We start from the raw sequence: 24822 nt of genomic DNA on the forward strand, positions 1-24822 counted from the left end.
TCATAAATGGATTCAGCAGGCTCAAAACAGGCCCAGGGGAGTCGTGTCGTAACTGACCAGCAGATTCTTGGTTTGTTGATAGGCGCTCAGCGCCATTTTGTGCGTTTCACGCCCTACGCCAGATTGTTTATACCCCCCGAATGCGGCATGCGCCGGGTAGATGTGATAACAGTTGGTCCAGACGCGGCCCGCTTTAATGCCACGGCCCATGCGATAAGCGAGGTTAGTGTCGCGCGTCCACACCCCCGCCCCCAGACCAAACTGCGTTTCATTAGCGATCCGCAGTGCTTCTGCCTCATCTTTAAAGGTGGTAATTCCAATCACTGGCCCAAAAATCTCCTCCTGGAAACAGCGCATCGCGTTGTCACCTTTGATCAGGGTGGGCTGAATGTAGAAACCACTATCCAGCTCGGCTGAGAGCGTTGCTCTGTCCCCCCCGGTAAGAATTTGCCCCCCTTCCAGCCGGGCAATATTGATGTAGGACAAGATTTTATCGAATTGCTGGCGTGAGGCCTGGGCACCCACCATGGTTTCCGTATCCAGCGGATCGCCACGGCGAATCGTGGCGACTTTCGCCAGCACTCGCTCCATAAAAGGCGCATAGATCGATTCATGAATCAGCGCGCGTGACGGACAGGTACAGACTTCCCCCTGATTAAAGAAGCCCAGCACCAGTCCCTCAACCGCCTTCTCAATAAAGGACTCTTCGCCCTGGAGTACATCGGCAAAATAGATGTTGGGCGATTTGCCGCCCAGCTCGACGGTGCACGGAATAATATTCTCGGCGGCACAGGCCATAATATGACGGCCAACCGGTGTCGATCCGGTGAAGGCAATTTTCGCGATGCGCTTGCTGGTTGCCAGTGCTTCACCGGCTTCGCGACCAAACCCTTGCACCACGTTCAGCACCCCTGGCGGCAGCAGATCGCCAATCAGCTCCAGCAGTAAGGTGATCCCCAGCGGCGTCTGCTCAGCAGGCTTTAAGACTACGCAGTTGCCCGCCGCCAGTGCCGGAGCCAGTTTCCAGGCGGCCATCAGTAACGGGAAATTCCAGGGGATAATTTGCCCGACGACGCCCAAAGGCTCGTGGAAGTGATAGGCAACGGTGTGCTGATCGATCTCAGCGGCACTTCCCTCTTGCGCACGCAGACAACCAGCAAAGTAGCGGAAGTGGTCGGCTGCCAGAGGGAGATCGGCATTCAGGGTTTCACGAATGGGTTTGCCGTTATCCCAACTTTCCGCCACCGCCAGGTACTCAAGATTGGCTTCAATACGATCGGCAATTTGTAGCAGCAACGTTGAACGATGCTGTACGCTGGTCCTTCCCCAGGCATCAGCGGCTCGGTGGGCGGCATCCAGCGCCAGCTCAATATCTCGTGCATCTGAACGAGGGAACTGGGCAATATCGCTGCCGTTCACCGGAGAGGTGTTAGTAAAATACTGACCGCTGAGCGGTTCTTTAAATTCGCCATCAATATAGTTGCCGTAGGTCGCTTTAAATGAAACCAGCGCACCTGGCGTTCCAGGATGTGCATAACGCATCGCTAACTCCTTCGTGTAGGGTCTGATGAGCAGAGGAGGAGATTGGAATGCGATTAAAATTATCCTCCCCGTTTCCCTAAAGCAGATGGCGTGCCACTTTTACATCTGAAAAAAATAGCTTTTAATATCATTGCATTAATGACATTTGATTGAGCGACAATCGGATTAACCGCAAGAAATTTCTGCTTCTGTGTTGCAAATCGCAACACTGTAAAAACCACAGCGCTACAATGTCGCAACATTCAGGACAGGCGTATGAGGTCAAAATGCAGGGAACCCCATCCACACACATTGATGCTGATGCCGTTTTGACAGATTCCTGGTTTCGCAGTCAACAGTATGGATTAGAGCGCAATGCTGATGATTTTCCCCGTGTGCGCCAGGGTGAACTGGCTGATTTGATCGCCACCCATGCCGGTTTGCAGCAGTTTTCCCAGCCCATCGTTAATGCCCTCGCACAAAAAATTGCTGATAAACAATCCGTCGTGATTCTTTCTGATGCCACCGGCCTGGTGCTGAATACTTTTGGTGACATGCACGCCATGCAGAAAGCACAGCGTTTCGCGCTGGCTCCGGGCAACCTGTGGAGTGAATGTGGCCGTGGCACCAATGCTATTGGCACGGCTTTAGCCATTGATGACAGCTGTGAAATCACCGGCGACCAACATTTCCTCACCAGTAATCAGAACCTCTACTGCGCCGCGATCCCGCTGCAAACCCCCAACGGCCAAATAGCCGGCGTGCTGGATATTTCCGGCCCGGCACACTTTTCCCATCCGCACACGTTGGAATGGATTCAACAGGCGGCCCGGCAGATCGAATACCTCTGGGTGAAACAGAGCCTGCACCCACAACAGTGGTTGATGAGCCTGCATGTTCAGCCACAGGGGATTGATACCGGTGAAGAGCTCCTGCTGGTGTTCTCAGACAATATTCTCATGGCGGCAAATCGGGTAGCGACGCGCGAACTGGCATTGGGCGCGGAGCAATTTGGCCTGCTGCGTTTTGATCAGCTGTTCCCGTTACAGGAACAGCTTGCGACTTCACTTCCGCTGCCGGTGATCACCCACCAGCAACAAGCGTACTATTTCCGCTTGCGTGCCCCTGCCAGAGTACACCATGCCGTTAGCAGCGGCGGCGACCACAGCCTGCCCTTTTCCCTCCAGCGTGATGGCGAAAAAATGGTGCGCCTGCTTAACGCCGGAGTTTCTCTCTGTATTCAGGGCGAAACAGGCTGCGGCAAAGAGTACCTCAGCCGGGCATTGCATCAGCAAAGCCGCTGGAACACGGGTAAGTTTGTCGCCATCAACTGCGCCGCGATTCCCGAATCCCTGATTGAATCAGAGCTGTTTGGCTATCAGGCGGGGGCGTTTACCGGGGCCAGTAAAAATGGCTATATCGGTAAAATTCGTGAGGCGGACGGCGGTGTGCTGTTCCTGGATGAAATTGGCGATATGCCACTGGCACTCCAGACGCGCCTGCTGCGCGTGTTGCAGGAAAAAGAGGTTGCTCCGCTCGGCTCTAGCCGGAGCTGGCCGGTGAATTTTGCCGTGATTAGCGCAACACACCGCAACCTGGCACAGCGAGTGGCTGAAGGCGCATTCCGTGAAGATTTACTCTACCGTTTACAGGAGTTCTCTTTCGCGATTCCTCCCCTGCGTGACTGGCCTGCATTACCGGACTTTATTCGCCGGTTGTGGCAAGAGCTGGATGGTGATGCGCGCAATGTCCAACTGCGGCCAGAGCTGCTGCAGTCTTTGGCGCAATTGCCCTGGCCGGGGAACGTCCGCCAGCTGCGCAGTCTGTTAAAAGTGCTGCTGGCCTTAGCGGATGATGGCGAAGTGCTCGGACAAGATAATCTGCCGCACGACTACCGTCCTCCAGAAGCGGAAGCGTCGGTGATGTTGCAACAACATGATGAGAAGCTGATTGCAGAAACGCTGCACCGCTTTGACGGAAATATCAGTAAAGCGGCGCAGGCGTTGGGAGTAGCACGCAGCACGCTCTATCGGCGGGCTGCGCGGGAAAAGCAGGATTAATCGCGGAAGTTTTTGAACTGGAACGGCTGCCCCAGGTTACCACCGCGTACCAGCGCCATGGCGCCTTGCAGATCATCACGTGATTTGCCGGTAACGCGCAGTTCTTCACCCTGAATCTGGGTCTGCACCTTCAGCTTGCTGTCTTTGATCAGCTTAACCAGCTTTTTGGCAACGTCGCTTTCAATGCCTTTTTTCAGCTTGGCTTCCAAAGACCAGCTTTTACCGCTGTGTTCAATCTGTTCCGGGACTTCAATCGCCGCCCCTTCAATGCCGCGTTTCAGCAGCTTTTCTCGCAAAATATCCACGATCTGTTTCACCTGGAAATCAGACTCGCTGGTGATTTTGATAGTTTCATTCTTTTCGTTGAGCTCAATGCTGGCGCTCACGTTACGGAAGTCGAAACGAGTAGAGAGTTCACGGTTGGCATTCTCGACTGCATTCCGTACTTCTGGCAACTCGACTTCTGAAACGATATCGAAAGATGGCATCTTTTCTTCTCCTGACGCTAAAGTGACAGGCATAATACGCGTCTTGTGCCAGTAAATAAAATCGCATAACGCTGAAAGCTATACTGTGTAGATAGGGCGTTAACACCAGAAACCGCCAGCGGGAGGCAAAATGAAGATTACCGTATTAGGCTGCGGTGCCATTGGCCAGGTTTGGCTCGCCGCGCTGGCCCGCCAGGGCCATGAAGTACAGGGCTGGTTACGCGTACCTCAGCCTTACTGTTCAGTAAAGGTGATTGATACTGAAGGTAACCGCAGCGAGAGCACTTTTATTGCTAATGACCCGCTGTTTCTTTCACAAAGCCAACTGCTCTTAGTCACGCTGAAAGCCCCTCAGGTTTCCCAGGCGGTAAAAAACCTGCAGGCCCTGTTGCCTGCCGAATGTCCGGTGCTGCTGCTGCATAACGGTATGGGGACCATGGAAGAGCTAAAAGGGCTGCCACAGCCGTTAGTGCGGGGGATCACCACCCATGCAGCGCTGCGTGAAGAGGGCTATGTGCGCCACATCGCCAATGGCATTACCCATATTGGCCCAGGCAACCGCGCCAGTATGGCGCACAGTGACCTCGCGGATGTGCTCCACCAGGCCCTGCCTGATGTGGCATGGCACGATAACATCGCAGCCGCCTGCTGGCGTAAGCTGGCGGTTAACTGCGTCATCAACCCGCTGAGCGTGGAGTACAACTGTAGCAACGGTGAACTGCATGATAAACGCGCGCAAATCACGTTGCTGTGTGATGAAGTGGCGCTGGTTATGGAGCGTGAAGGGCTGCATACCAGCAGTGGCGCGTTACAGGACATCGTCTATGACGTGATCGCCAGCACAGCGGCCAACGTCTCGTCTATGCTGCAGGACGTGCGCGCCCAGCGCTTGACTGAAATTGATTACATTAATGGTTTTCTGGTGCGCAAAGCTCGTAAACACGGTTTCAGCGTGGCGGAAAATAACCGACTGTACGAACTGATTAAACGCAAGGAGTCTGATTATGATCGCGAAAGCTTCGGTACTGGTTTGCCTGGCTCATGGCAGTGAGGAGACAGAAGCGGTCACCACTATCGATCTGCTGGTGCGTGCGGGTTTGCACGTTGTCACCGCTAGCGTAGAAGGCGATGGCAGCCGTGAAATTCGCGGCTCACGCGGCGTGAAACTGCTGGCAGATGCGCCACTGGTTGAAGTGGCAGATAACGATTTTGCGGCGATTGTGTTGCCCGGCGGCTTGCCCGGCGCAGAAACCTTCCGTGATAGCCCGCTATTGATCGAAACCGTACGCCAGTTTCATGTCTCTGGCCGTATTGTCGCGGCGATTTGCGCGGCACCCGGCACAGTGCTGATCCCGCACGATCTGTTCCCGGTAGGCAACATGACCGGCCATCCCAGCCGCCGTGACACCATTCCTGATAAACACTGGGTCGATCGCCGTGTCGCCTGGGACCCACGGGTCAATCTGTTGACCAGCCAGGGCGTCGGGACGTCCATCGATTTTGCGCTGAAGTTGATTGATCTGCTGGTGAATAAAGAAACTGCCCGAGCCGTTGCAGCCCAACTGGTGGTTGCTGCTGGTATCTACAACTACGATGACGAGCCGGCATAACCTGGAATGAAAAAGGCCCCGTTTTCACGGGGCCTGATGCTTATGGGCGATAGATTTTCACGTTGGCATGGCCCTGCTCGTGCAGGTAGAGCGCCTGCAAGCGGCTCATCACACCACGGTCGCAATACAGCAGCCAGGTTTTGCTCTGATCGAGGTCAGCAAACTGGGTGCTGAGTTTGTAGAACGGCAAACTTTTCACCTCAGCGCCTTCCAGCACCAGCGGTTTGGCTTCCTGCTCATCGATAGAGCGAATATCCAGCACCACGTCATTTTCGCTGAACGATGCCACGGTTTCGACTTCGGGAACTTCTTCGCGCGCCTGCTGTGCAATCTCGCGGATATCCATATTGCTGGCTTCGGCGATCACGCGCTCCAGAATACTGAAATCAAAGTTCGCCTCTTCCGCTTCGATCTTCGCCTTCACCGCTTTTACCGTTGGGCTTTTGGAGATAACGCCACAGTATTCCGGCATGGTTTTGGCAAAATCTTCGGTGCCGATGTGGCGCGCCAGATTGATGATGTGCTCTTTATCATGGGAGATAAGCGGACGCAGAATCAGCGTATCTGAGGCGTTATCGATCAGGCGCAGGTTGGTCAGGGTCTGGCTTGATACCTGGCCGAGTGCTTCACCCGTCACCAGCGCCTGTACGCCATAGCGTTCTGCAATCGTTGACGCCGCGCGTACCATCATGCGCTTCAGCACCACGCCCATCTGGCCATCATCCACTTTTTCGAGGATCTCGCCTACGACCGGCTCGAAGTTGATCGCAACGAAACGCACGCGGTGTGAACGACCAAAACGCTGCCACAGATAGTGAGCCACCTGACGAACGCCAATTTCATGCGCGGCACCACCAAGGTTAAAGAAGCAGTAGTGAACGCGGCAGCCACGGCGCAGTAACATATAACTGGAGACGCCAGAGTCAAAGCCACCGGAAATCAGCGACAGCACATCTTCCTGGCTACCGATCGGGAAACCACCCAGACCTTCGTAACGGCCAGTGATTAACAGCACCCGGTCATTCTCAATTTCGAGATTGACGGTCACATCCGGTTTGGTGAGCTGTACGCGCGCGCTGGCAATGTGTTGATTCAGACCACCACCCACGTAGCGCTCAACATCCTGTGAGCTAAAGCTGTGCTGACCACGACGCTTAACGCGGACGCAGAAACTTTTGTTCTCCAGCCCGTCGCGGTAGAGCGCCAGCGTCTGTTCAAAGATGTCATGGATATCATTATACGGACGGTCTTCCACCGCCAGGACGTGATGGATACCCGGAATACGGGTCAGTTCACCGGTGATAACTTCACGCAGGCTTTCATCTTTTGCACGGACTTCAATGTGATCCCAGTGGCGCACCACGGCCATCTCTTCCGTGATCGTCTTGAGTACATTGCGAATGTTTCCGCTAAGCATTTTGATAAAGCGCAGACGCACCGACTGACTTTTGATGGTGATTTCAGGAAATAATTTAATGATAAACTTCATGGCGGCACAGGTTCATTGAGCAAAATAGTGCTAAAAGCTTTCGCTGTTAGCGAGTAAAATCAGAGAATTCGCGGGATCAACTGCACCTCCGCGACCAGGGCGCGAAGTATACCACCTTTGTCTCCTGACTGCTTCTGCAAGCTGATTCACATTGAACATTTTGCTAATCAATCTGACTCGGCTACCATGACCGTTGATCAGACGATGACTAACTCTGTGAGTTGACACAAAATATGCCTAAAAAAGCCGAACAGCCCGCCAGTTTCGAGACCTCTTTGCAGCAGCTGGAACAGATTGTCAGCCGACTGGAGAGCGGAGAGCTCCCGCTGGAAGAGGCGTTGAATGAATTCGAGCGCGGAGTACAACTGGCGCGCAGCGGCCAACAAACGCTACAACAGGCAGAACAGCGCGTCCGCATCCTGCTGAGTGATGACAAAGACGCCGAACTTGCCCCTTTCATGCCGGAAAATGACTAATGGATTTTGCTCAACGGCTTAGCGCCTGTCACGATCGCGTTAATCACGCCCTGACCCAGTTTTTAGCGCCACTGCCATTTCAGAGTTCTCCTCTGGTGAATGCCATGGAATATGGGGCATTATTAGGGGGTAAACGCTTACGTCCGTTTCTGGTGTACGCCACCGGAGAGATGCTGCAAGCCGATGCCACCGCGCTGGATGCACCTGCAGCGGCTGTGGAGTGTATCCACGCCTACTCCCTGATCCACGATGATCTGCCCGCCATGGACAACGATGCTCTGCGTCGTGGTCAGCCGACTTGCCATATAAAATATGGTGAAGATACCGCGATTCTCGCAGGTGACGCCCTGCAAACGCTGGCATTTTCTATACTGGCAGATAGCGAGATGCCGCGCGTGAGCCTTCAGGCACGGCTGGCAATGGTTTCTGAGTTAGCCCGCGCCAGCGGCGTGGCCGGTATGTGTGGTGGCCAGGCGTTGGATCTGGCTGCGGAAGGTAAAAACGTTGACCTGGCGCAGCTGGAGCAGATCCATCGCCATAAAACAGGTGCATTGATTCGTTCTGCCGTGCGTCTTGGTGCACTGGCCGCCGGAGAGCGCGGCCAACAGGCGCTGCCTCTGCTCGATACTTATGCCGCCGCTATTGGCCTGGCATTCCAGGTACAAGATGACATCCTTGACGTGGTCGGTGATACCGCCACCCTCGGGAAAACGCAGGGTGCCGATCAGGCCTTAGGTAAGAGCACTTACCCTGCACTGCTCGGGTTAGATAATGCCCGGCAGAAAGCCTGGGATCTCTGTCAGGAAGCGCTGAGTGCCCTGGATGCACTGGCTGAGCAGTCACTGGATACCTCAGCGCTACGGGCGCTAGCCAGTTTCATAATTGAACGCGACAAATAACTTCCATAATGAGTCTCTGATGAGTTTTGATATTGCTAAATACCCGACACTGGCGCTGGCAGGCACGGTACAAGAATTACGTTTGCTGCCAAAAGAGAAGCTTCCCGCGCTGTGTGATGAACTGCGCCAGTACCTGCTGGATAGCGTAAGTCGTTCCAGCGGCCATTTTGCCTCGGGTCTGGGCGTCGTCGAACTGACAGTCGCACTGCATTATGTGTACAACACACCTTTTGATCATCTGGTGTGGGACGTTGGCCATCAGGCCTATCCCCACAAGATTTTGACCGGCCGTCGCGATCGCATCGGCACCATTCGACAGAAGAATGGCGTGCACCCTTTCCCATGGCGTGAAGAGAGCGAGTTCGACGTATTAAGCGTGGGTCACTCCTCTACCTCCATCAGTGCCGGTCTGGGCATGGCCGCCGCCGCCGAGCGCGAAGGTAAAGGCCGCCGCACGGCCTGTATTATTGGCGATGGCGCGATCACTGCCGGTATGGCCTTTGAAGCGATGAACCACGCCGGGGATATCAAGCCCGATATGCTGGTTATCCTGAACGACAACGAAATGTCGATCTCAGAGAACGTAGGTGCGCTGAACAACCGCCTGGCCCAAATTCTTTCCGGTAAGACCTATGCACGCCTGCGTGAAGGCGGCAAGCGCGTCTTGACCGGCCTGCCACCCATTAAAGAGCTGGTACGGCGCACGGAAGAACATCTTAAAGGCATGGTGGTTCCCGGTACGCTGTTTGAAGAACTGGGCTTTAACTACATTGGCCCGGTAGACGGCCATGATGTGCTGGCGCTGGTGCAGACGTTGGGCAATATGCGTAGCCTGAAAGGGCCGCAGTTCCTGCATATTATGACCAAAAAGGGCAAAGGCTACGCCCCTGCCGAGCAAGACCCCATCACCTGGCACGCCGTGCCGAAGTTCGATCCGGCCAGTGGCTCTCTGCCAAAAAGCGCAGAAGGTTTACCAAGCTACTCCAAAATTTTCGGTAACTGGCTGTGTGAGATTGCCAAAGATGACAGCCGTTTAATGGCGATCACCCCGGCAATGCGTGAAGGTTCCGGTATGGTGGCGTTTTCCCGTCAGTACCCAAAACAGTACTTTGATGTGGCGATTGCCGAGCAGCATGCGGTGACCTTTGCCGCCGGTATGGCCATTGGCGGCTATAAACCTGTTGTGGCGATCTACTCGACTTTCCTGCAACGTGCCTACGATCAGCTGATTCACGATGTGGCGATCCAGAAGCTACCCGTGCTGTTCGCCATTGACCGTGGTGGCATTGTCGGGGCCGACGGGCAGACGCATCAGGGCGCATTTGATATCGCCTTCCTGCGCTGTATCCCGGACATGGTGATCATGACCCCGAGTGATGAGAATGAGTGCCGTCAGATGTTGTATACCGGCTACCACTATCAGGAAGGTCCAAGTTCCGTGCGTTATCCGCGTGGCACGGGAACGGGCGCCACGCTTGAGCCGCTGGCAAGCCTGCCGCTGGGTAAAGGGATTGTGCGCCGTAAAGGCGAGAAGCTGGCGATCCTTAACTTTGGCACCCTGCTGCCAGAAGCCGCAGCCGTAGCAGAGAAACTTAATGCCACGCTGGTGGATATGCGCTTTGTTAAGCCACTGGATGAAGCATTGATTACCGAGCTGGCTGGCAGCCATGAAGCGCTGATTACCCTTGAAGAAGGGGCGATCAAAGGTGGCGCAGGCAGCGGTGTAAATGAGTTTGTGATGGCCAAGCGTTTGGCTGTGCCAGTGCTGAACCTCGGCCTGCCGGATGTGTTTATTCCGCAGGGTACGCAGGAAGAAGTGCGTCATGATTATCAGTTAGATGCCGTGGGTATCGAACAGCAGATCGCCCACTGGCTGAGCCAGTAATCCCTTCCGCACGGATACTCCCTTCGCGGGGGTATCCGCCTGCTATGCTTACTGCACCTTTTTCAGGATAACGCAGGAAGCAACGATGAAAACCATTCAATTAGGCAAAACCGATCTCCAGGTGTCACGCCTGAGTCTTGGCTGTATGACTTTCGGCGAGCCAGAACGTGGACGTCACGCCTGGACGCTGCCCGAAGAGAGCAGCCGCCCGTTGATTCAGCAGGCGCTGGATGCTGGCATCAACTTTTTTGATACCGCCAACAGCTACTCCGATGGCAGCAGTGAAGAGATCGTGGGCCGGGCGCTGAAGGATTTTGCCCGACGCGAAGAGGTAGTTATTGCCACCAAAGTGTTCTTTTCACTGAGTAATCTCTCTCAGGGGTTATCGCGCAAGAATATTCTGCAATCCGTCGATGATAGCCTGCGCCGCCTCGGCACCGACTATATCGATCTGTTACAGATCCACCGCTGGGATTACGAAACGCCGCTAGAGGAGACGCTGGAAGCACTGCATGACGTAGTACAGGCCGGTAAAGTCCGCTATCTCGGCGCTTCTTCCATGCATGCCTGGCAATTTGCTAAGGCACTCTACACTCAGCAGCATCAAGGCTGGCACGCGTTTGTCAGCATGCAGGACCAGTACAATCTAATTCAGCGTGAAGAAGAGCGTGAGATGCATCCACTGTGTCAGGCTGAAGGGATTGCGGTGCTGCCATGGAGCCCACTGGCCCGTGGCCGCCTGACGCGCCCCTGGGGAGAAGCCACTGCACGCACGGCTTCAGACGAATACGGCAAAACGCTGTATAGCGCCACTGAAGAGAATGATGCTGAAATCGCCCAACGCGTGGCCCGTATCGCGGAAGATAAAGGCGTTTCCCGTGCACAAGTTGCCCTGGCGTGGATGCTGCATAAACCGGCTATCACCGCACCGATTATTGGTGCTTCACGCGCGGAGCAGTTGAACGATCTGGTACAGGCTGTTGATGTGCAACTCAGTTCCATTGAGATCGCTGAGCTGGAGTCGGCCTATCAGCCGCATCCCGTGGTGGGGTTTGATTAGTTACGGTCTCGGTTGAGGTGGTGATTGAGGCTACGGTCAAAACATGCGACTGACAAACTGAGAAACTTCGGCCTGTAAGGGGAAAAGGCCGTGTACTGAATCCCAGAACACGGCCTTCTGACAGAAGTGCTTTTGCTAAAACCTACTTCTTCACAAAGTGATCGTATCCCTGGAAACTGGCACTGGCTGGTTTGCCATTTTCCAGCAGGGTAAACCCGTCAGCCTCGGGCAGAATTTGCCCTACGCAGGTGTAAGGGACACCGAGATGTCCTAATGCAACGTCCAGCGCGCCACGATTCACTTCCGGCACGGTGAAGCACAGCTCATAGTCTTCGCCGCCGCTCAGCGCCCAGCGCATCACTTGCTCATGCTCAAAATGATCGCGCAATACAGCAGAAAGCGGCAGCGCCTCCAGATTGACCTTCGCGCCACAGCGGCTTGCCTGAAGCACATGCCCCAGATCGGAAATCAGGCCATCGGAGATATCAATCGCGGAACTTGCCAGAGCGCGTAAAGCCTGACCTTGCAGAATGCGCGGCATCGGCCGCAGATGGCGTTTAATCAGCGCTTCATGCACGGCTGGGTCGGCAATGCGCTGATGATGTTGTAACAGTGCCAGACCGGCAGCGCTATCGCCTAATGTCCCGGTGACATAGATCCAGTCGCCAGGGCGTGCACCGCTGCGTCGTAACGCTTTACCGACTGGCACCATCCCGTGAATGCCGAGCGTCATGCTCAACGGACCACGCGTGGTATCACCGCCAATCAGCTGCATATTGTAGTAATTCAGTAGCTCAAACAAACTGTCACTGAATGCCTGCAACCAGCTCTCGTCGACTTCGGGTAACGTCAGCGCCAGCGTTAACCACGCAGGATCGGCCCCCATCGCGGCCAGATCGCTGAGGTTCACTGCCAGTGCTTTATAGCCTAAATCAGCGGGATGGATATCCCGTAAGAAATGCACCCCTTCGACCAACGTATCAGTGCTGATTGCCAACGTCTGTTTTTCAGGCAGGTTCAGCAGTGCGCAGTCATCACCAATGCCCTTCTCCACATCGCGGCGGGAACTGGTGACGCGGTTGAAGTAACGTGCAATGAGTTCGAATTCGCCACAGGCCATAATAAAATCCAGATAAAAAAAGGCCGGGATTACCGGCCTCTTACATTATTTTTTGTGGGGTCTGATTTGCGGAGCGGCTTTATCCAGCACACCGTTGACAAATTTGTGGCTGTCTTCAGCACCGAAGACTTTCGCCAGCTCAATACCTTCATTGATGGCCACTTTATAAGGCACATCATCGCGCTTGCTCAACTCATAGAGCGAAATACGCAGGATGGCTTTTTCAACCTGACCCAGTTCTTCCAACTGGCGCGACAGATATGGCTTCATCAGCCCATCCAGGTATGCACTATTGGTCGCCACACCGGCCAGCAGTTCGCGGAAATAGCTAATATCAACGTCTTTGACGTCTTGTTCCGCCAGAAACTGGTATTCCACATCAGCAATGTCGTTTTTCGACAACTGCCAGGAGTAGAGTGCCTGGACAGCGCACTCACGGGCGCGACGACGAGCAGCAGGTTTCACAAAATTCCCCTTACTAAAATCAGGCTTTGATAGCTTTCAATACGTTAATCATTTCGAGAGCGGTCAGAGCCGCTTCGGCACCTTTGTTACCCGCTTTAGTACCAGCGCGTTCAATTGCCTGCTCGATGTTTTCAGTGGTCAGAACACCAAAGGTCACTGGGATTTCACTGGTCATGGCAACATTGGCAATCCCAGAGCTGGCTTCACCTGCCACATATTCAAAGTGTGCAGTGCCGCCACGAATCACAGTACCCAGCGCCACGATAGCGTCATGGTTACCGGCTTTAGCCAGCGCGCGCGCGGCCAGTGGCAGTTCATAAGCGCCTGGCACCCAGACCACAGTGATATTTTCATCTTTCACCTGGCCAATACGCTTCAGGGCGTCAACGGCACCAGACAGCAGGCTGTCATTAATGAAGTTGTTAAAACGCGCGATAACAATGGCAATTTTTGCCTCAGGCGTGGCAACAGCAGCTTCGATAACGTTCATACATATCCTTTGGGTGTAGTTTATAGCCCCCGCAGGGGGGCGGATTCTATCATAGTCTAAGGCGGCTTGCTCTCGCTTTTCCGACCTGACTCAGCGTGGGGTCAACGTCAGGCGGAGATCTGGCCCAACCTGCCGAATATCACTGAAGGTAAACTGAGGTGCATCAATCAGTTGGCTCAACCCAGGCAACGCACACAGTCCGCGCGCCTCATCACCTAATAATTTAGGTGCCAAATAAACAATCAACTCGTCAACCACCCCGGCCTGTAACAGCGCACCGGCGAACGTTGCGCCCGCTTCAACCCAGACGCTGTTAATTTGCTGCTTGCCCAGCAGCATCAACATTGCCACTAAATCCAGCTGGGACTCACGCAATGGGACCGCTATCTGGCTGACGCTGTCCGGCCAGAGCTGGTTATCGGGCTGTGGTCGCATCAGCCAGGTTTCCCCTGGCTGTGTAATTAAGCGATGCTGCGGCGTCACACGGTTCTGGCTATCCACAATCACACGGACGGGCTGACGCAAGGCGTCCTGACTCAGCAATTCGCGCGTCGGTTGATCTAACTCTTCCCAACGGACGGTCAGTGAAGGATCGTCCGCCAGCACCGTGGCACTGGTAGAAAGAATAGCGGAACTTGCCGCGCGCAAACGTTGCACATCCTGCCGTGCCTGCGGTGAGGTGATCCACTGACTTTCGCCATTGGCTAACGCGGTACGGCCATCCAGGGAAGCGCCCAGTTTGAGCTGAACCCAGGGAAAACCGGTGCGCATACGTTTAAGGAAGCCACGATTCAGGGCTTCTGCTTCGGCGGCCATCAGGCTGTGGCTGACTTCAATACCCGCCTGCTGCAAACGATACAAACCACGCCCCGCGACCTGCGGATTGGGGTCCTGCATCGCTGCAACCACACGGGTGACGCCAGCGGCAATCAGTGCGTCACAACATGGCGGCGTTCGACCATGATGGCTACAAGGTTCCAGCGTGACATAAGCTGTCGCGCCACGCGCTTTTTCCCCGGCCATACGCAACGCATGCACTTCCGCGTGGGGTTCCCCCGCACGGTGGTGCCAGCCTTCACCCACCACTTCTCCCTCGCGGACAATCACGCAGCCGACATTAGGGTTAGGTGTCGTCGTAAAGCGACCGCGCCGCGCCAGTTCCAGCGCGCGCGCCATGTAATGTTGATCCATGCTTTAGTCCTGTAAGCGGGCGATCTCTTCCCCGAATTCGCGAATATCTTCGAAACTACGGTATACGGAAGCGAAACGAATGTAGGCGACCTTATCAAGCTTTTTCAGTTCATCCATGACCAGATTACCAATCAACTTGCTCGGCACTTCACGCTCGCCGGTCGAGCGCAATTGGGTTTTGATGTGGTTAACCGCCCCTTCGATAGCATCGGCGCTGACCGGACGTTTCTCCAGGGCTTTCATTAAACCGCTACTGAGTTTGTCTTCGTTAAACGGCTCACGCACATCGTTGCTTTTCACCACGCGTGGCATCACCAACTCAGCCACTTCGAAGGTGGTAAAGCGCTCATGGCAGACCAGACACTGGCGGCGGCGGCGCACCGAAGAGCCCTCGCTGACCAGGCGGGAATCGATCACTTTAGTATCCACAGTGGAGCAGAATGGGCAGTGCATGGTGTTTCCTGAAACCAGATAAATGATCTTCACAGTGTAGCGCGAACTGGCAAGCAACAAAATGCATTAGCGTACCTTTCCAGACTATGAGAGAAGCGAAAACGGCCTCATGCTGCTAACATCTGTCGTCATGCTTGCGACTCACTTCATTGGCTATTCAGGAAAAAACATGTTCAACAGGACGCTTTGCGCACCCTTTGCCCTGTCACTGCTCATTTTAAGCGGCTGTAGCAGCACCGCGCCCTCACCACAGGTCAAGCAACTGCATCAGGAAGTCAGTCAACTGAGCCAGCAGATGCAACAGCTTACTGGGCAGGCTGAAGCGCTGGAAACCCAGGGGCAGCTCAATAGCCAGGCAGCACAGGGGGCATGGTTACTGCCGCTGGCAAAAACGCCCGTGTTGCTACAAACCCAACTGGGCGAAATCCGTCTCTCACTCGGCCAGGTCAAAGGGGATGTTGAGGGTAGCCGGGTTGATCTGACACTGAGCAGCAGCAACCATCAGCCACTACCGGCGCTGAGCGCCAGCGTGGTTTGGGGTGAACTTGATCCCACCAGTGGGAAACCACTGAATGCCAGTAGCCAGCAACAGACGCTGGTTATTCCCGCTAGCCTGACGCCACAATCTTCGGTAACCGTGCCCTTACATCTTGGTGGCTTAGCCCCGGAACAGCTTGGTTTCATTCGCGTACATGACGTCATGAGCAACGGCGAGCCGTTGACGCACTGATCCCTGGTTCAGCAGCACCGCCCGGGTGCTGCTGACATCAAGCTCCCCTCTCCTGACTGCAACACAATTCTGCAACCTTACGGTCATCGGACGTCCATATACCGCCCCCTATAATGCGCCTGATCTGGAAACTGATTGATTTTCCGTCACCTCATCAGGAGGACGTTATGCCAGGCTATGCTGGTCTTCCCGCTGCGGCGCGATATCGCACGCTGTTCCTGTCTGATTTACATCTGGGTGCTCAGGGGTGTCATGTGGAGAAGATTCTGCACTTTCTCCAGACCCACGAAGCCGAAAACATCTATCTGGTGGGCGATATTTTCGATCTTGGCCGAAGGCGGCCACAATTCTGGAGCCCGCGGCACGATGAGATCCTCTCGCTGCTGAAAGCCCGTCAGGCGGCAGGAATGACGCTGATACGGCTCCCCGGCAATCACGATCCCTGTCTCGCCCCCCAAGATACCCATCCTCACTCTTCGTTAATTCCCGCACACCATGACTATGTGATCCACCAGGCGGCCGACAAGCGTCGCTACCTGATTACCCACGGTCACTGCTGTGATTTCTGGCTCGGTCGCTCCCATCTGATGTCACGGGTGGGTAGCTATCTTGAAGGGCGGATGCGGCGCTGTGCCGCCAGACATCATCAGCCGCGCCAGAGCGGGTTTGTCTCCGGCTTTGTTGATGCGTTTAACAGCCTGCTGACGTGGGGAGGATTAATCGAGAAGCGGCTGGTCGCCCTGGCACGCCAGCATGGGGTCGATGGTGTGGTTTGCGGGCACTTACACCGCGCCGCGTTGAACCACTATCAGGGCACACTTTACGCTAACTGTGGCGACTGGATCAGCAGCATGAGCGCGCTGGTAGAAGATCATCACGGAACATTAAGCCTGATTGACTGGTGTGGCGCACCGCTGTTGCAGGCGGCTGAGCCCCCCGTTTCCGTATTGGCAGAGCTTGAACAGCCTGAAGAGAGAATGGCATGAATCTGATGACGATTGTGGTACTGAGCGCCTGCATCCTTCTGACGCTCATTCAGCTCGGCTCACTGTTACTGGTCCGCTGGCGGTTACATCAGCCACTGCGACAATCGACGACCGCGCTGCCGTTTATTACACTTGCACGCCCAGTGTGCGGACTGGACTGCTTTGATGAAGCCACGTTGCGCTCCAGCTTTGTGCAGAACTATCCGCACTATGAAATTCTGTTTTGTGTTGCCTCTCCGCGCGATCCCATCATTCCTGTGATAAAGCGCTTGATGGTCGAATTTCCGCAGCAGCAGGCCCAGCTACTGATCGGCGACATGCATGCCACCACTAACCCCAAAATCAATAATCTGATGAAAGCCACTCAGCACAGTCAGGCTGAATGGCTGGTCATGGCAGACAGCAATTTGCTGCTCCCACCGGACTACCTGCGCGTGTTACTCGCTTCGGCCACAGACAAGACTGCGCTGGTAAGTTCTCCAGCGATTGGCATCATGGCAGAAAATTTGTGGGGTGCCGTCGAGGCGGCGATGCTGAATACCCACCAGGCACGCTGGCAGTTTAATTCTGATGTCATCGGCAAGGGGTTTGCTCAAGGGAAAACCCTGTGCTGGCGTCGAGAGGTGCTGGAGCAGCACGGTGGCTTAATCGCCCTTGGGGCCGAGCTGGCAGAAGATGTCGCCTCCACGAAAATGGCACGCAACGCCGGACTGCAAGTCACTCTGCCACCACGCCCCTTCTGTCAACCCATTGGTCGCCGCAGCTTTACTGCCGTCTGGCAGCGTCAACTGCGCTGGGCGCGTATTCGTCGCTTCGGCTTCTTCTGGCTATTCATACCCGAGATCTTACTCGGTGCTCTGCCCGCACTGCTCGGCAGTCTGTGGCTGGTACAGCAAGAGGTTATCCCGGCACTGGTGCCCGTGATGCTGATGGCGCTGTGGTACGGCGCTGAGTGGGCACTGGCGTACAGCGCTGGCTGGCCACACCGGGCAAGGGATGTGCTGGCGATGATGATCCGCGATTTGCTGCTGCCGGCACTGTGGCTATGGTGCTGGGCTGGACGCAGCTTTACCTGGCGAGGCAATGTCCTTTCCAGCGCACTGAATGCACCGCAAATGAATGAGGAGTAAAGATCATCGCCAATATTGCAAAACGACCCTCGCGGGAAGCACCACGGGCAAAATGCAGTATCTACATCCCGCCCTGTCGCGTCAGGGGTGAACGATGACTGAAAGTGACTGCATCACGGTGAGCTGCATTATCCCGGCCTTCAATGAAGCCGCCCGCATTGATGCTGTGTTAAGTGCAGTGGTAGGACATCCACTGATTCATGAAGTGATTGTGGTGGACGACCGATCTCGCGATGCCACCGTCAATGTGGCGCGCCGCCGCCGCGTGCGGGTGATCCAGCTGAAACGTAATCAGGGGAAAAGCGCCGCCGTTGCCCAGGGTGTCGCCGCCAGTCATGGTAGCCACATACTGCTGTTGGATGCGGATTTAGTCGGCCTGAGTACCGATGACATCACCGCCCTGATCTATCCGGTGCTGCACCACAGTGTCGATGCCACCATTAGCCTGCGCAGCAATAGCCCGTTACTGTGGCGCGCCATCGGACTGGATTATATTTCTGGTGAGCGGGTATTTCCGCGCTCACTGGTGGCCAATCGGCTCAAAGAGATGCGCCAGTTGCCCCGTTTCGGTCTGGAAGTGTGGCTGAACAGCCTGTGGATTGAGCTACAACTGCACGTACAGGTGGTAGGCTGGTCACATGTCATCAGCCCACTGAAGGGCCGAAAAATGGGCTGGTGGCGCGGTATTCGCGCAGATGCCCGCATGATGTGTGATATTTTCCGCACCATTTCCCCACGTGATGCCCTCCAGCAAATTTATGCCTTACAGCGCAGTCGCTTTCGCGGCAACTAGCCGGGTGAAATTCAGGCGATAAAAAAGGGCGCATATTGCTATGCGCCCTCTCTCACTCTGCTTTAACGCTGAGGCGCTAAAACAGGCTTACGGCATGATCGATGGCTGATCCGCCCCTTCCTTCTCGACTTTTTGCACCAGCAAATGCTCGCGCTTCATGCCGAGTTTCAGCGCCAGCGCTGAAGAGACATAAATCGAGGAGACAGTACCAATGGTGACACCGATCAGCATAGTGAGCGAGAAGCCTTTCAGCAGTGCGCCACCAAAGATGAACAGAATCAGAATCATCGCCAGCGTTGTCGCTGAAGTGATAATGGTACGGCTCAGCGTTTGCGTCAGTGAGACGTTAGTAATGTCGTAAGAGGAACCACGGCGAATTTTGCGGAAGTTCTCACGAATACGGTCAGATACCACGATCTTATCGTTAAGCGAGTAACCAATCACCGACATCAGTGATGCAACGATGGTTAAATCGATTTCGATATGGAACAGTGACAGCAGACCCGCCGTGATGATCACGTCGTGCGCCAGCGCCAGTACGGTACCGAGCGCCAGACGCCATTCGAAGCGAAAACCGATGTAGATCAGAATCGCAATTAACGCTGACATCAGCGCCATCGCACCAGCCTGAGCCAGATCGCTACCAACGCTTGGGCCAACAAACTCAATGCGTTTCACGGTCGCGTTCTGCTGTGCAGTCTGGTTGATCACCGCCAGTACTTTGGTACCCAGTTCCTGCCCTGCCGCGCCGCTGGTCGGTGGCATACGCACCACTACGTCACGGCTGCTGCCGAAGTTCTGCACCTGCGGCTCATCAAAGCCCGCCTGTTGCAGTGCTGATCGCAGCGTATCCAGGTCGGTTGGTTTTTCCAGGTTAATCTCGATCACCGTACCACCGGTGAAATCCAGACCCCAGTTAAAACCGCGCACACCCATGATCGCCACTGCGGCAATAATCAGCAGGCCGGAGATGAGAAACGCCAGCTTATCCCAGCGCATAAAGTCGACGACTTTACGCCCGTGGTTTAGCTGCTCAATAGTATATTCCTGTGCCACAACGCACTCCTTAGATAGACAGCTTGTTGATGCGTTTGCCGCCGTACACCAGGTTAACGATGGCACGAGTACCGATAATCGCGGTAAACATCGACGTACCGATACCAATTGCAGTGGTAATCGCGAACCCTTTGATTGAACCCGTACCTACCGCATACAGAATGATAACTTTGATCAGGGTGGTGACGTTTGCATCCACGATACTGGAGAAGGCACCTTTGTACCCCTCGTGAATCGCCTGCTGTACGCTTCGCCCATTACGCAGCTCTTCTTTGATACGTTCGTTAATCAGTACGTTTGCATCCACGGCCACCGCCAGCGTCAACACAATACCGGCAATGCCTGGCATGGTCAGCGTAGCACCTGGGATCAACGACATAATGCCGACAATCAATACCAGGTTAGCCAGCAGCGCACTGGTCGCAATCAAACCAAACTTCTTATAGAAGAACACCATAAACAGAATCGAGGCAATCAGGCCCCACAGGCAAGCTTCAAGTCCCTGAGTAATGTTCTGCTGGCCCATGGTTGGACCGATGGTACGCTCTTCAACAATCTGGATTGGCGCAATCAACGCACCGGCACGGAGCAGCAGCGAGAGCTGACGCGCTTCGTTCGGGTTATTGATGCCGGTGATACGGAAGCTGTTACCCAGACGAGACTGGATGTTTGCAACGTTAATCACTTCTTCCTGTTTCACCAGAATCGCACGACCGTTGGCATCTTTCTTACCGCTGTCTTTGTACTCAACAAACAGGGTCGCCATCGGTTTACCGATGTTGTCCTTGGTGTAGTTCGACATCAGCGATCCGCCAGCGCTATCCAGCGAGATGTTCACCTGTGGCTGGTTGTACTCATCCATACTGGAGGTGGAATCCGTGATGTGGTCACCGGTCAGGATAACGCGTTTGTACAGCACAACCGGCTGGCCATCACGCGACATCTTCACTTCGGAGTCACCCGGCACGCGGCCCTGAGACGCAGAAAGCGCATCAACGCTGGTGTTAACCGGACGGAACTCCAGCGTTGCGGTTGCACCCAGGATCTCTTTCGCACGCGCGGTATCCTGAATACCTGGCAGTTCCACCACGATGCGGTCAGCACCCTGACGTTGAACCACTGGCTCAGCAACACCCAACTGGTTTACACGGTTACGCAGAATCGTGATGTTCTGTTGTACTGCGTATTCACGCGCTTCACGCAGGCGATCGTCAGACATGACGGCACGCAGCGCGTTGCTGCCACTGCTGGTGATAACGAGGTCACGATGACGTGAGGTCAGGTATGAGATCGCAGCATCACGGCTGTTGGCATCCGCAAAGCGGATTTCCACACCGTAGTTGTCGATTTTATTGACGTTGGTATAAGGGATGTTTTTGTCGCGCAGATCGCCACGCAGACTGTCTGCATTTTGCTCTTGCAGCTTACCCAGCGCGGTATCCATATCGACTTCCATCAGGAAGTGCACACCACCACGCAGATCGAGACCGAGTTTCATCGGCTCCGCTGACAGCATCCGCAGCCATTCAGGCTGAGCAGGTGCCAGGTTGAGGGCAACTACATAGTTCTCGCCAAGAACCTTCATAATCGCTTCACGGGCGCTTAACTGCACATCCGTGTTAGCAAAGCGGGCGGTAATCGCCCCGTTTTCCAGTGCGATAGATTTGCTCTGGATATTATCTTGTTTTAATACGTTCTGAACCTGATCCAACGTTTGCTCACTGGCGGCGCCACCGCGCGCGCCAGTGATCTGAACAGCCGGATCCTCACCATACAGGTTGGGAAGTGCATACACTAAGCCGACGACGAACACGACAATCAGCATGATGTACTTCCACAAAGGATAACGATTTAACACGGCAGTTCCCTTAGGGAAGTAGAAATTACAGCGCCTTCATGGTGCCTTTCGGCAGGACGGCAGCTACGAAATCACGTTTGATCACTACTTCAGTAGTGTCGTTCAGCGCGATAGCAATGTAACCCGTCTCAGCGACTTTAGTTACACGACCTACCAGGCCGCCATTGGTCAGGACTTCATCACCTTTGCCGATCGAATCCATCAATTTTTTATGATCTTTGGTACGCTTCTGTTGCGGGCGCAGGATCATGAAATAGAAGATCAGACCGAAAACCACCAGCATGATGACCAGAGAGTACGGACTGCTCTGCGACGGTGCACCTGCGGCAGCCACAGCGTCAGAAATGAAAAAGCTCATTAATTTTCCCTCATTGATGAATAATCAGACGTTTAAAGGCGGTACCGCTTTGCCCGTCCGTTGGTAGAACTCGCTAACAAAGTGCTCTAATTTACCTTCTTCGATGGCCTTGCGTAAACCCGCCATCAGACGCTGGTAATAGCGCAGATTGTGGATAGTATTCAGGCGTGCACCCAGTATTTCGTTACAGCGATCGAGATGATGCAAGTAGGCACGGCTGTAATTGCGACAGGTGTAGCAATCACACTCGGCATCCAGCGGCGAAACGTCATCTTTATGCTTCGCGTTACGGATTTTTACCACACCATCGGTAACGAACAGGTGACCGTTACGGGCGTTGCGGGTTGGCATCACGCAGTCGAACATATCGACGCCGCGACGTACCCCTTCAACCAGGTCTTCTGGCTTGCCGACGCCCATTAAATAGCGCGGTTTATCGTGAGGGATCTGTGGGCAAACGTGCTCCAGAATGCGGTGCATGTCTTCCTTTGGCTCCCCGACTGCCAGGCCGCCCACAGCGTACCCATCAAAGCCAATATCTACCAGACCTTTTACTGACACATCACGTAAATCTTCGTAAACACCGCCCTGAATGATGCCAAATAGCGCATTTTTGTTACCGAGACTATCAAAACGGTCACGGCTACGCTGTGCCCAACGCAGAGACATCTCCATAGAGCGCTTAGCGTAGTCCCAGTCCGCCGGGTACGGGGTACATTCGTCGAAGATCATCACGATGTCAGAACCGAGGTCGTGTTGAATCTCCATCGATTTCTCAGGATCAAGGAAGATCGGATCGCCGTTGATTGGGTTACGGAAGTGTACGCCCGCTTCGGTGATTTTACGGATGTCACCGAGGCTGAAGACCTGGAAGCCGCCGGAGTCAGTGAGGATTGGACCGTGCCACTGCATGAAATCATGCAGGTCGCCGTGCAGCTTCATCACTTCCTGGCCTGGGCGCAGCCACAGGTGGAAGGTGTTGCCGAGGATGATCTGCGCGCCGGTATCCTGTACTTCTTCCGGCGTCATGCCTTTTACCGTACCGTAGGTGCCCACAGGCATGAATGCTGGGGTTTCCACCACGCCGCGATCAAAAATAAGACGGCCACGGCGTGCGCGCCCGTCTGTGGTATCTAATTCAAACTTCACAGGACCTCCACCAGAGAAACAGTCTGGTGACTAAGAAAAAAGAGGCGCATTCTACCAACCCAGCCCGCTGCTGCCAACCGGCATGGGCACCTGGGGGCGGTTGAGTGGCTACGCGCACACTCAATGCTTACATCATTCAACGCTCACATTATCTGGACCACATCTAAGGAAATCATGCCATCGGATAAGAGCACCCCCTGGCTTAACTGCTTTAGTCTCTGACAGTTCCAGTGTTAAACATTGAACATCTCCATAGCTCATCATTATTACGCTCGATGTATACATCCATGTATCATTCCCCGTTGAATATTCCTCACCTCGCGTACCAATGCATAACCTTTTCTTTAATTGACTCCAAGGCAGAGACATTAGCAACTATAATATGGATGGAATAACCTTCCACTTCGTTATCAAACTCACTAATTGAATCAGTATCTTCATCTAAAACGACCTTAATGACCTGTCCATTATTTTTCTTTCTCGCTGAAAATATAGGATCACCATCCATAAACGGTACTCCATTTGAAAAGGTAGTGTTGTAATATGGACAGTCCACTGGGTTTTTATAGTTTACGATACTTAAAAAGAAATCTTGTAATGAAGTCTCTAGCGCCAAATACTTATCTATATCAACAAGATAATTATTAAACATATTCACTCCAAAATGCTTTTCCAGAAATTATTTCAATATCTACGCGTTCATGCTTCGTGTCTTTCAGCATAAATGTTTTACTGACAGGTGCATCAACACCCCGCATTTACCAGCATTAGTTATGAACTTCGATGCCTTTTGGAATGCTTCTTTTCTGAGCACTAAATCACGTTTATTTAACTTTCCCTTTAGCTCCGTCATCATTTTCTTAGCATCCTCTGCCGTAAGGGGGTGTTCCTGGCTCCATGAAACAGATTCTTCAAGGGATGCGCCTTGTGCCTGGATTCGTCCTCGATGCGCTGCTGACAGCCCCAACGGATCAATCCAGCTCAGCGCATTGGGCGCGTACTAGTACGGATTGATCCCGCCCGCCAACCCTATCAGGTCATCGGGACGATTCCGGTGCGACCATACTTTTCAGGCTACCTAACCTGCTGATGTAAAGTTACTTTCTGACGCCAGACCTGCCAGTTTCGCCCCGGTTTTTTTCCGATGCCCCGACGCGCACTTTTGGCCCGCGCGCTACCGACTCGCCGTGACTGTCCCTGTCTGCACGAGGAAGTAACCCGTTATGTGCAGCAGAAGCGGGACACCAGACAGAACCGGCAACAGATCGAGATGTTGCTGGCCTGGATTAGCGGCTTACAGTAAAAAGCCGGAAGGATCGTTAAGATCGCTTCCGGCTTTTTTTATTTAGTAATAATAATATCTGGAGACTTTCTTGATTTTATAAAATCAGAAAAGTGTTCATGCCCAAAACTTTCTCCATTTTCTTCCATAATATTAATCGTGTTGATGATGAAATTGGATAATTCCCTTAGCTCCTCAATAGTTACTTGTAATGACATTTCCTGAAGAGAAACTAAATCACCATCTTCATTCTCATATCCATAAATTTTCATA

25 protein-coding genes are annotated in these 24822 nt (G+C 54.0%); 11 read left to right on the forward strand and 14 right to left on the reverse strand.

Going from position 1 to position 24822, the window contains the following annotated elements; genetic code table 11:
- Positions 1-21: 21 nt before the first annotated feature.
- Positions 22-1542, reverse strand: coding sequence for an acetaldehyde dehydrogenase ExaC (gene exaC, locus B880_RS0113150; RefSeq protein WP_017347888.1), 1521 nt, complete (start codon positions 1540-1542; stop codon positions 22-24).
- Positions 1543-1808: 266 nt separating this feature from the next.
- On the opposite strand from exaC, the gene B880_RS0113155 reads away from it, so the two are divergent.
- On the forward strand, positions 1809-3581 hold the full coding sequence (locus tag B880_RS0113155; RefSeq protein WP_017347889.1) for a sigma-54-dependent Fis family transcriptional regulator: 1773 nt from the start codon (positions 1809-1811) through the stop codon (positions 3579-3581).
- Here the strand turns inward: B880_RS0113155 and B880_RS0113160 are convergent.
- Positions 3578-4069 carry a YajQ family cyclic di-GMP-binding protein gene (locus tag B880_RS0113160; protein ID WP_017347890.1) on the reverse strand — a complete coding sequence of 164 codons (492 nt, stop codon included), beginning with the start codon at positions 4067-4069 and terminating at the stop codon, positions 3578-3580. The genes B880_RS0113155 and B880_RS0113160 overlap by 4 nt on opposite strands.
- 130 nt (positions 4070-4199) lie before the next feature.
- On the opposite strand from B880_RS0113160, the gene panE reads away from it, so the two are divergent.
- A complete protein-coding gene (gene panE / locus B880_RS0113165; protein WP_017347891.1) occupies positions 4200-5120 on the forward strand; it encodes a 2-dehydropantoate 2-reductase in 921 nt (306 codons plus the stop codon).
- Positions 5074-5679 carry a protein deglycase YajL gene (gene yajL / locus B880_RS0113170; protein ID WP_017347892.1) on the forward strand — a complete coding sequence of 202 codons (606 nt, stop codon included), beginning with the start codon at positions 5074-5076 and terminating at the stop codon, positions 5677-5679. The genes panE and yajL overlap by 47 nt, the downstream gene beginning before the upstream one ends.
- A 40-nt stretch (positions 5680-5719) precedes the next feature.
- Here the strand turns inward: yajL and thiI are convergent, their stop codons facing one another.
- Positions 5720-7168 carry a tRNA uracil 4-sulfurtransferase ThiI gene (thiI, locus tag B880_RS0113175; protein ID WP_017347893.1) on the reverse strand — a complete coding sequence of 483 codons (1449 nt, stop codon included), beginning with the start codon at positions 7166-7168 and terminating at the stop codon, positions 5720-5722.
- Positions 7169-7401: 233 nt separating this feature from the next.
- Here thiI and xseB point away from each other — a divergent pair, with 233 nt between their 5' ends.
- The 4 genes from xseB to B880_RS0113195 all read left to right on the forward strand — a co-directional run bounded on the left by xseB (position 7402) and on the right by B880_RS0113195 (position 11488).
- A complete protein-coding gene (xseB, locus tag B880_RS0113180; protein ID WP_017347894.1) occupies positions 7402-7644 on the forward strand; it encodes an exodeoxyribonuclease VII small subunit in 243 nt (80 codons plus the stop codon).
- Positions 7644-8543, forward strand: coding sequence for a (2E,6E)-farnesyl diphosphate synthase (gene ispA, locus B880_RS0113185; RefSeq protein ID WP_017347895.1), 900 nt, complete (start codon positions 7644-7646; stop codon positions 8541-8543). Before xseB ends, ispA begins: the two co-directional genes overlap by 1 nt.
- Before the next feature lie 19 nt (positions 8544-8562).
- Positions 8563-10428, forward strand: a complete 1866-nt coding sequence (gene dxs, locus B880_RS0113190) for a 1-deoxy-D-xylulose-5-phosphate synthase (RefSeq protein ID WP_017347896.1) — start codon at positions 8563-8565, stop codon at positions 10426-10428.
- 85 nt (positions 10429-10513) lie between these two features.
- Positions 10514-11488, forward strand: coding sequence for an aldo/keto reductase (locus tag B880_RS0113195; RefSeq protein WP_017347897.1), 975 nt, complete (start codon positions 10514-10516; stop codon positions 11486-11488).
- Between the two features lie 142 nt (positions 11489-11630).
- On the opposite strand, the gene thiL is transcribed toward B880_RS0113195, so the two are convergent.
- The 5 genes from thiL to nrdR all read right to left on the reverse strand — a co-directional run bounded on the left by thiL (position 11631) and on the right by nrdR (position 15207).
- A complete protein-coding gene (gene thiL, locus B880_RS0113200) occupies positions 11631-12608 on the reverse strand; it encodes a thiamine-phosphate kinase (protein WP_017347898.1) in 978 nt (325 codons plus the stop codon).
- Between the two features lie 45 nt (positions 12609-12653).
- Positions 12654-13073: a transcription antitermination factor NusB gene (nusB, locus tag B880_RS0113205; protein ID WP_017347899.1), complete on the reverse strand. Its 420-nt coding sequence runs from the start codon at positions 13071-13073 to the stop codon at positions 12654-12656.
- 19 nt (positions 13074-13092) lie between these two features.
- Complete coding sequence (gene ribH / locus B880_RS0113210) at positions 13093-13563, reverse strand: 6,7-dimethyl-8-ribityllumazine synthase (protein WP_017347900.1); 471 nt, start codon at positions 13561-13563, stop codon at positions 13093-13095.
- A 90-nt stretch (positions 13564-13653) separates the two neighbouring features.
- A complete protein-coding gene (gene ribD, locus B880_RS0113215) occupies positions 13654-14754 on the reverse strand; it encodes a bifunctional diaminohydroxyphosphoribosylaminopyrimidine deaminase/5-amino-6-(5-phosphoribosylamino)uracil reductase RibD (protein ID WP_017347901.1) in 1101 nt (366 codons plus the stop codon).
- 3 nt (positions 14755-14757) lie between these two features.
- Positions 14758-15207 carry a transcriptional regulator NrdR gene (gene nrdR / locus B880_RS0113220; RefSeq protein WP_017347902.1) on the reverse strand — a complete coding sequence of 150 codons (450 nt, stop codon included), beginning with the start codon at positions 15205-15207 and terminating at the stop codon, positions 14758-14760.
- Positions 15208-15376: 169 nt separating this feature from the next.
- Here nrdR and B880_RS0113225 point away from each other — a divergent pair, with 169 nt between their 5' ends.
- The 4 genes from B880_RS0113225 (at position 15377) to B880_RS0113240 (ending at position 18846) form a co-directional block, all read left to right on the forward strand.
- Complete coding sequence (locus B880_RS0113225; protein ID WP_017347903.1) at positions 15377-15937, forward strand: DUF3251 domain-containing protein; 561 nt, start codon at positions 15377-15379, stop codon at positions 15935-15937.
- Between the two features lie 167 nt (positions 15938-16104).
- Entirely contained in the window at positions 16105-16923 is an 819-nt protein-coding gene (locus B880_RS25025; protein WP_017347904.1) for a UDP-2,3-diacylglucosamine diphosphatase, read from the forward strand.
- Complete coding sequence (locus B880_RS0113235) at positions 16920-18053, forward strand: ceramide glucosyltransferase (RefSeq protein ID WP_017347905.1); 1134 nt, start codon at positions 16920-16922, stop codon at positions 18051-18053. The genes B880_RS25025 and B880_RS0113235 overlap by 4 nt, the downstream gene beginning before the upstream one ends.
- Positions 18054-18147: 94 nt before the next feature.
- Positions 18148-18846, forward strand: a complete 699-nt coding sequence (locus tag B880_RS0113240; RefSeq protein WP_017347906.1) for a glycosyltransferase family 2 protein — start codon at positions 18148-18150, stop codon at positions 18844-18846.
- A gap of 87 nt (positions 18847-18933) precedes the next feature.
- On the opposite strand, the gene secF is transcribed toward B880_RS0113240, so the two are convergent.
- The 6 genes from secF to B880_RS0113275 form a co-directional block, all read right to left on the reverse strand.
- On the reverse strand, positions 18934-19902 hold the full coding sequence (gene secF, locus B880_RS0113245; protein ID WP_017347907.1) for a protein translocase subunit SecF: 969 nt from the start codon (positions 19900-19902) through the stop codon (positions 18934-18936).
- A gap of 10 nt (positions 19903-19912) precedes the next feature.
- Positions 19913-21760 carry a protein translocase subunit SecD gene (secD, locus tag B880_RS0113250; RefSeq protein ID WP_026042628.1) on the reverse strand — a complete coding sequence of 616 codons (1848 nt, stop codon included), beginning with the start codon at positions 21758-21760 and terminating at the stop codon, positions 19913-19915.
- 25 nt (positions 21761-21785) lie between these two features.
- A complete protein-coding gene (gene yajC, locus B880_RS0113255) occupies positions 21786-22118 on the reverse strand; it encodes a preprotein translocase subunit YajC (RefSeq protein WP_017347909.1) in 333 nt (110 codons plus the stop codon).
- Between the two features lie 24 nt (positions 22119-22142).
- On the reverse strand, positions 22143-23267 hold the full coding sequence (gene tgt / locus B880_RS0113260) for a tRNA guanosine(34) transglycosylase Tgt (protein WP_017347910.1): 1125 nt from the start codon (positions 23265-23267) through the stop codon (positions 22143-22145).
- A 313-nt stretch (positions 23268-23580) separates the two neighbouring features.
- Positions 23581-23919 carry a hypothetical protein gene (locus B880_RS0113265; protein ID WP_017347911.1) on the reverse strand — a complete coding sequence of 113 codons (339 nt, stop codon included), beginning with the start codon at positions 23917-23919 and terminating at the stop codon, positions 23581-23583.
- A gap of 689 nt (positions 23920-24608) precedes the next feature.
- Positions 24609-24821 (reverse strand): hypothetical protein, encoded by a 213-nt coding sequence (locus B880_RS0113275; protein WP_026042629.1) that lies wholly within the window; start codon positions 24819-24821, stop codon positions 24609-24611.
- Position 24822: the final 1 nt, after the last annotated feature.

The sequence above is a fragment of the Pantoea sp. A4 genome, from assembly GCF_000295955.2.
Lineage (GTDB): Bacteria > Pseudomonadota > Gammaproteobacteria > Enterobacterales > Enterobacteriaceae > Pantoea > Pantoea multigeneris.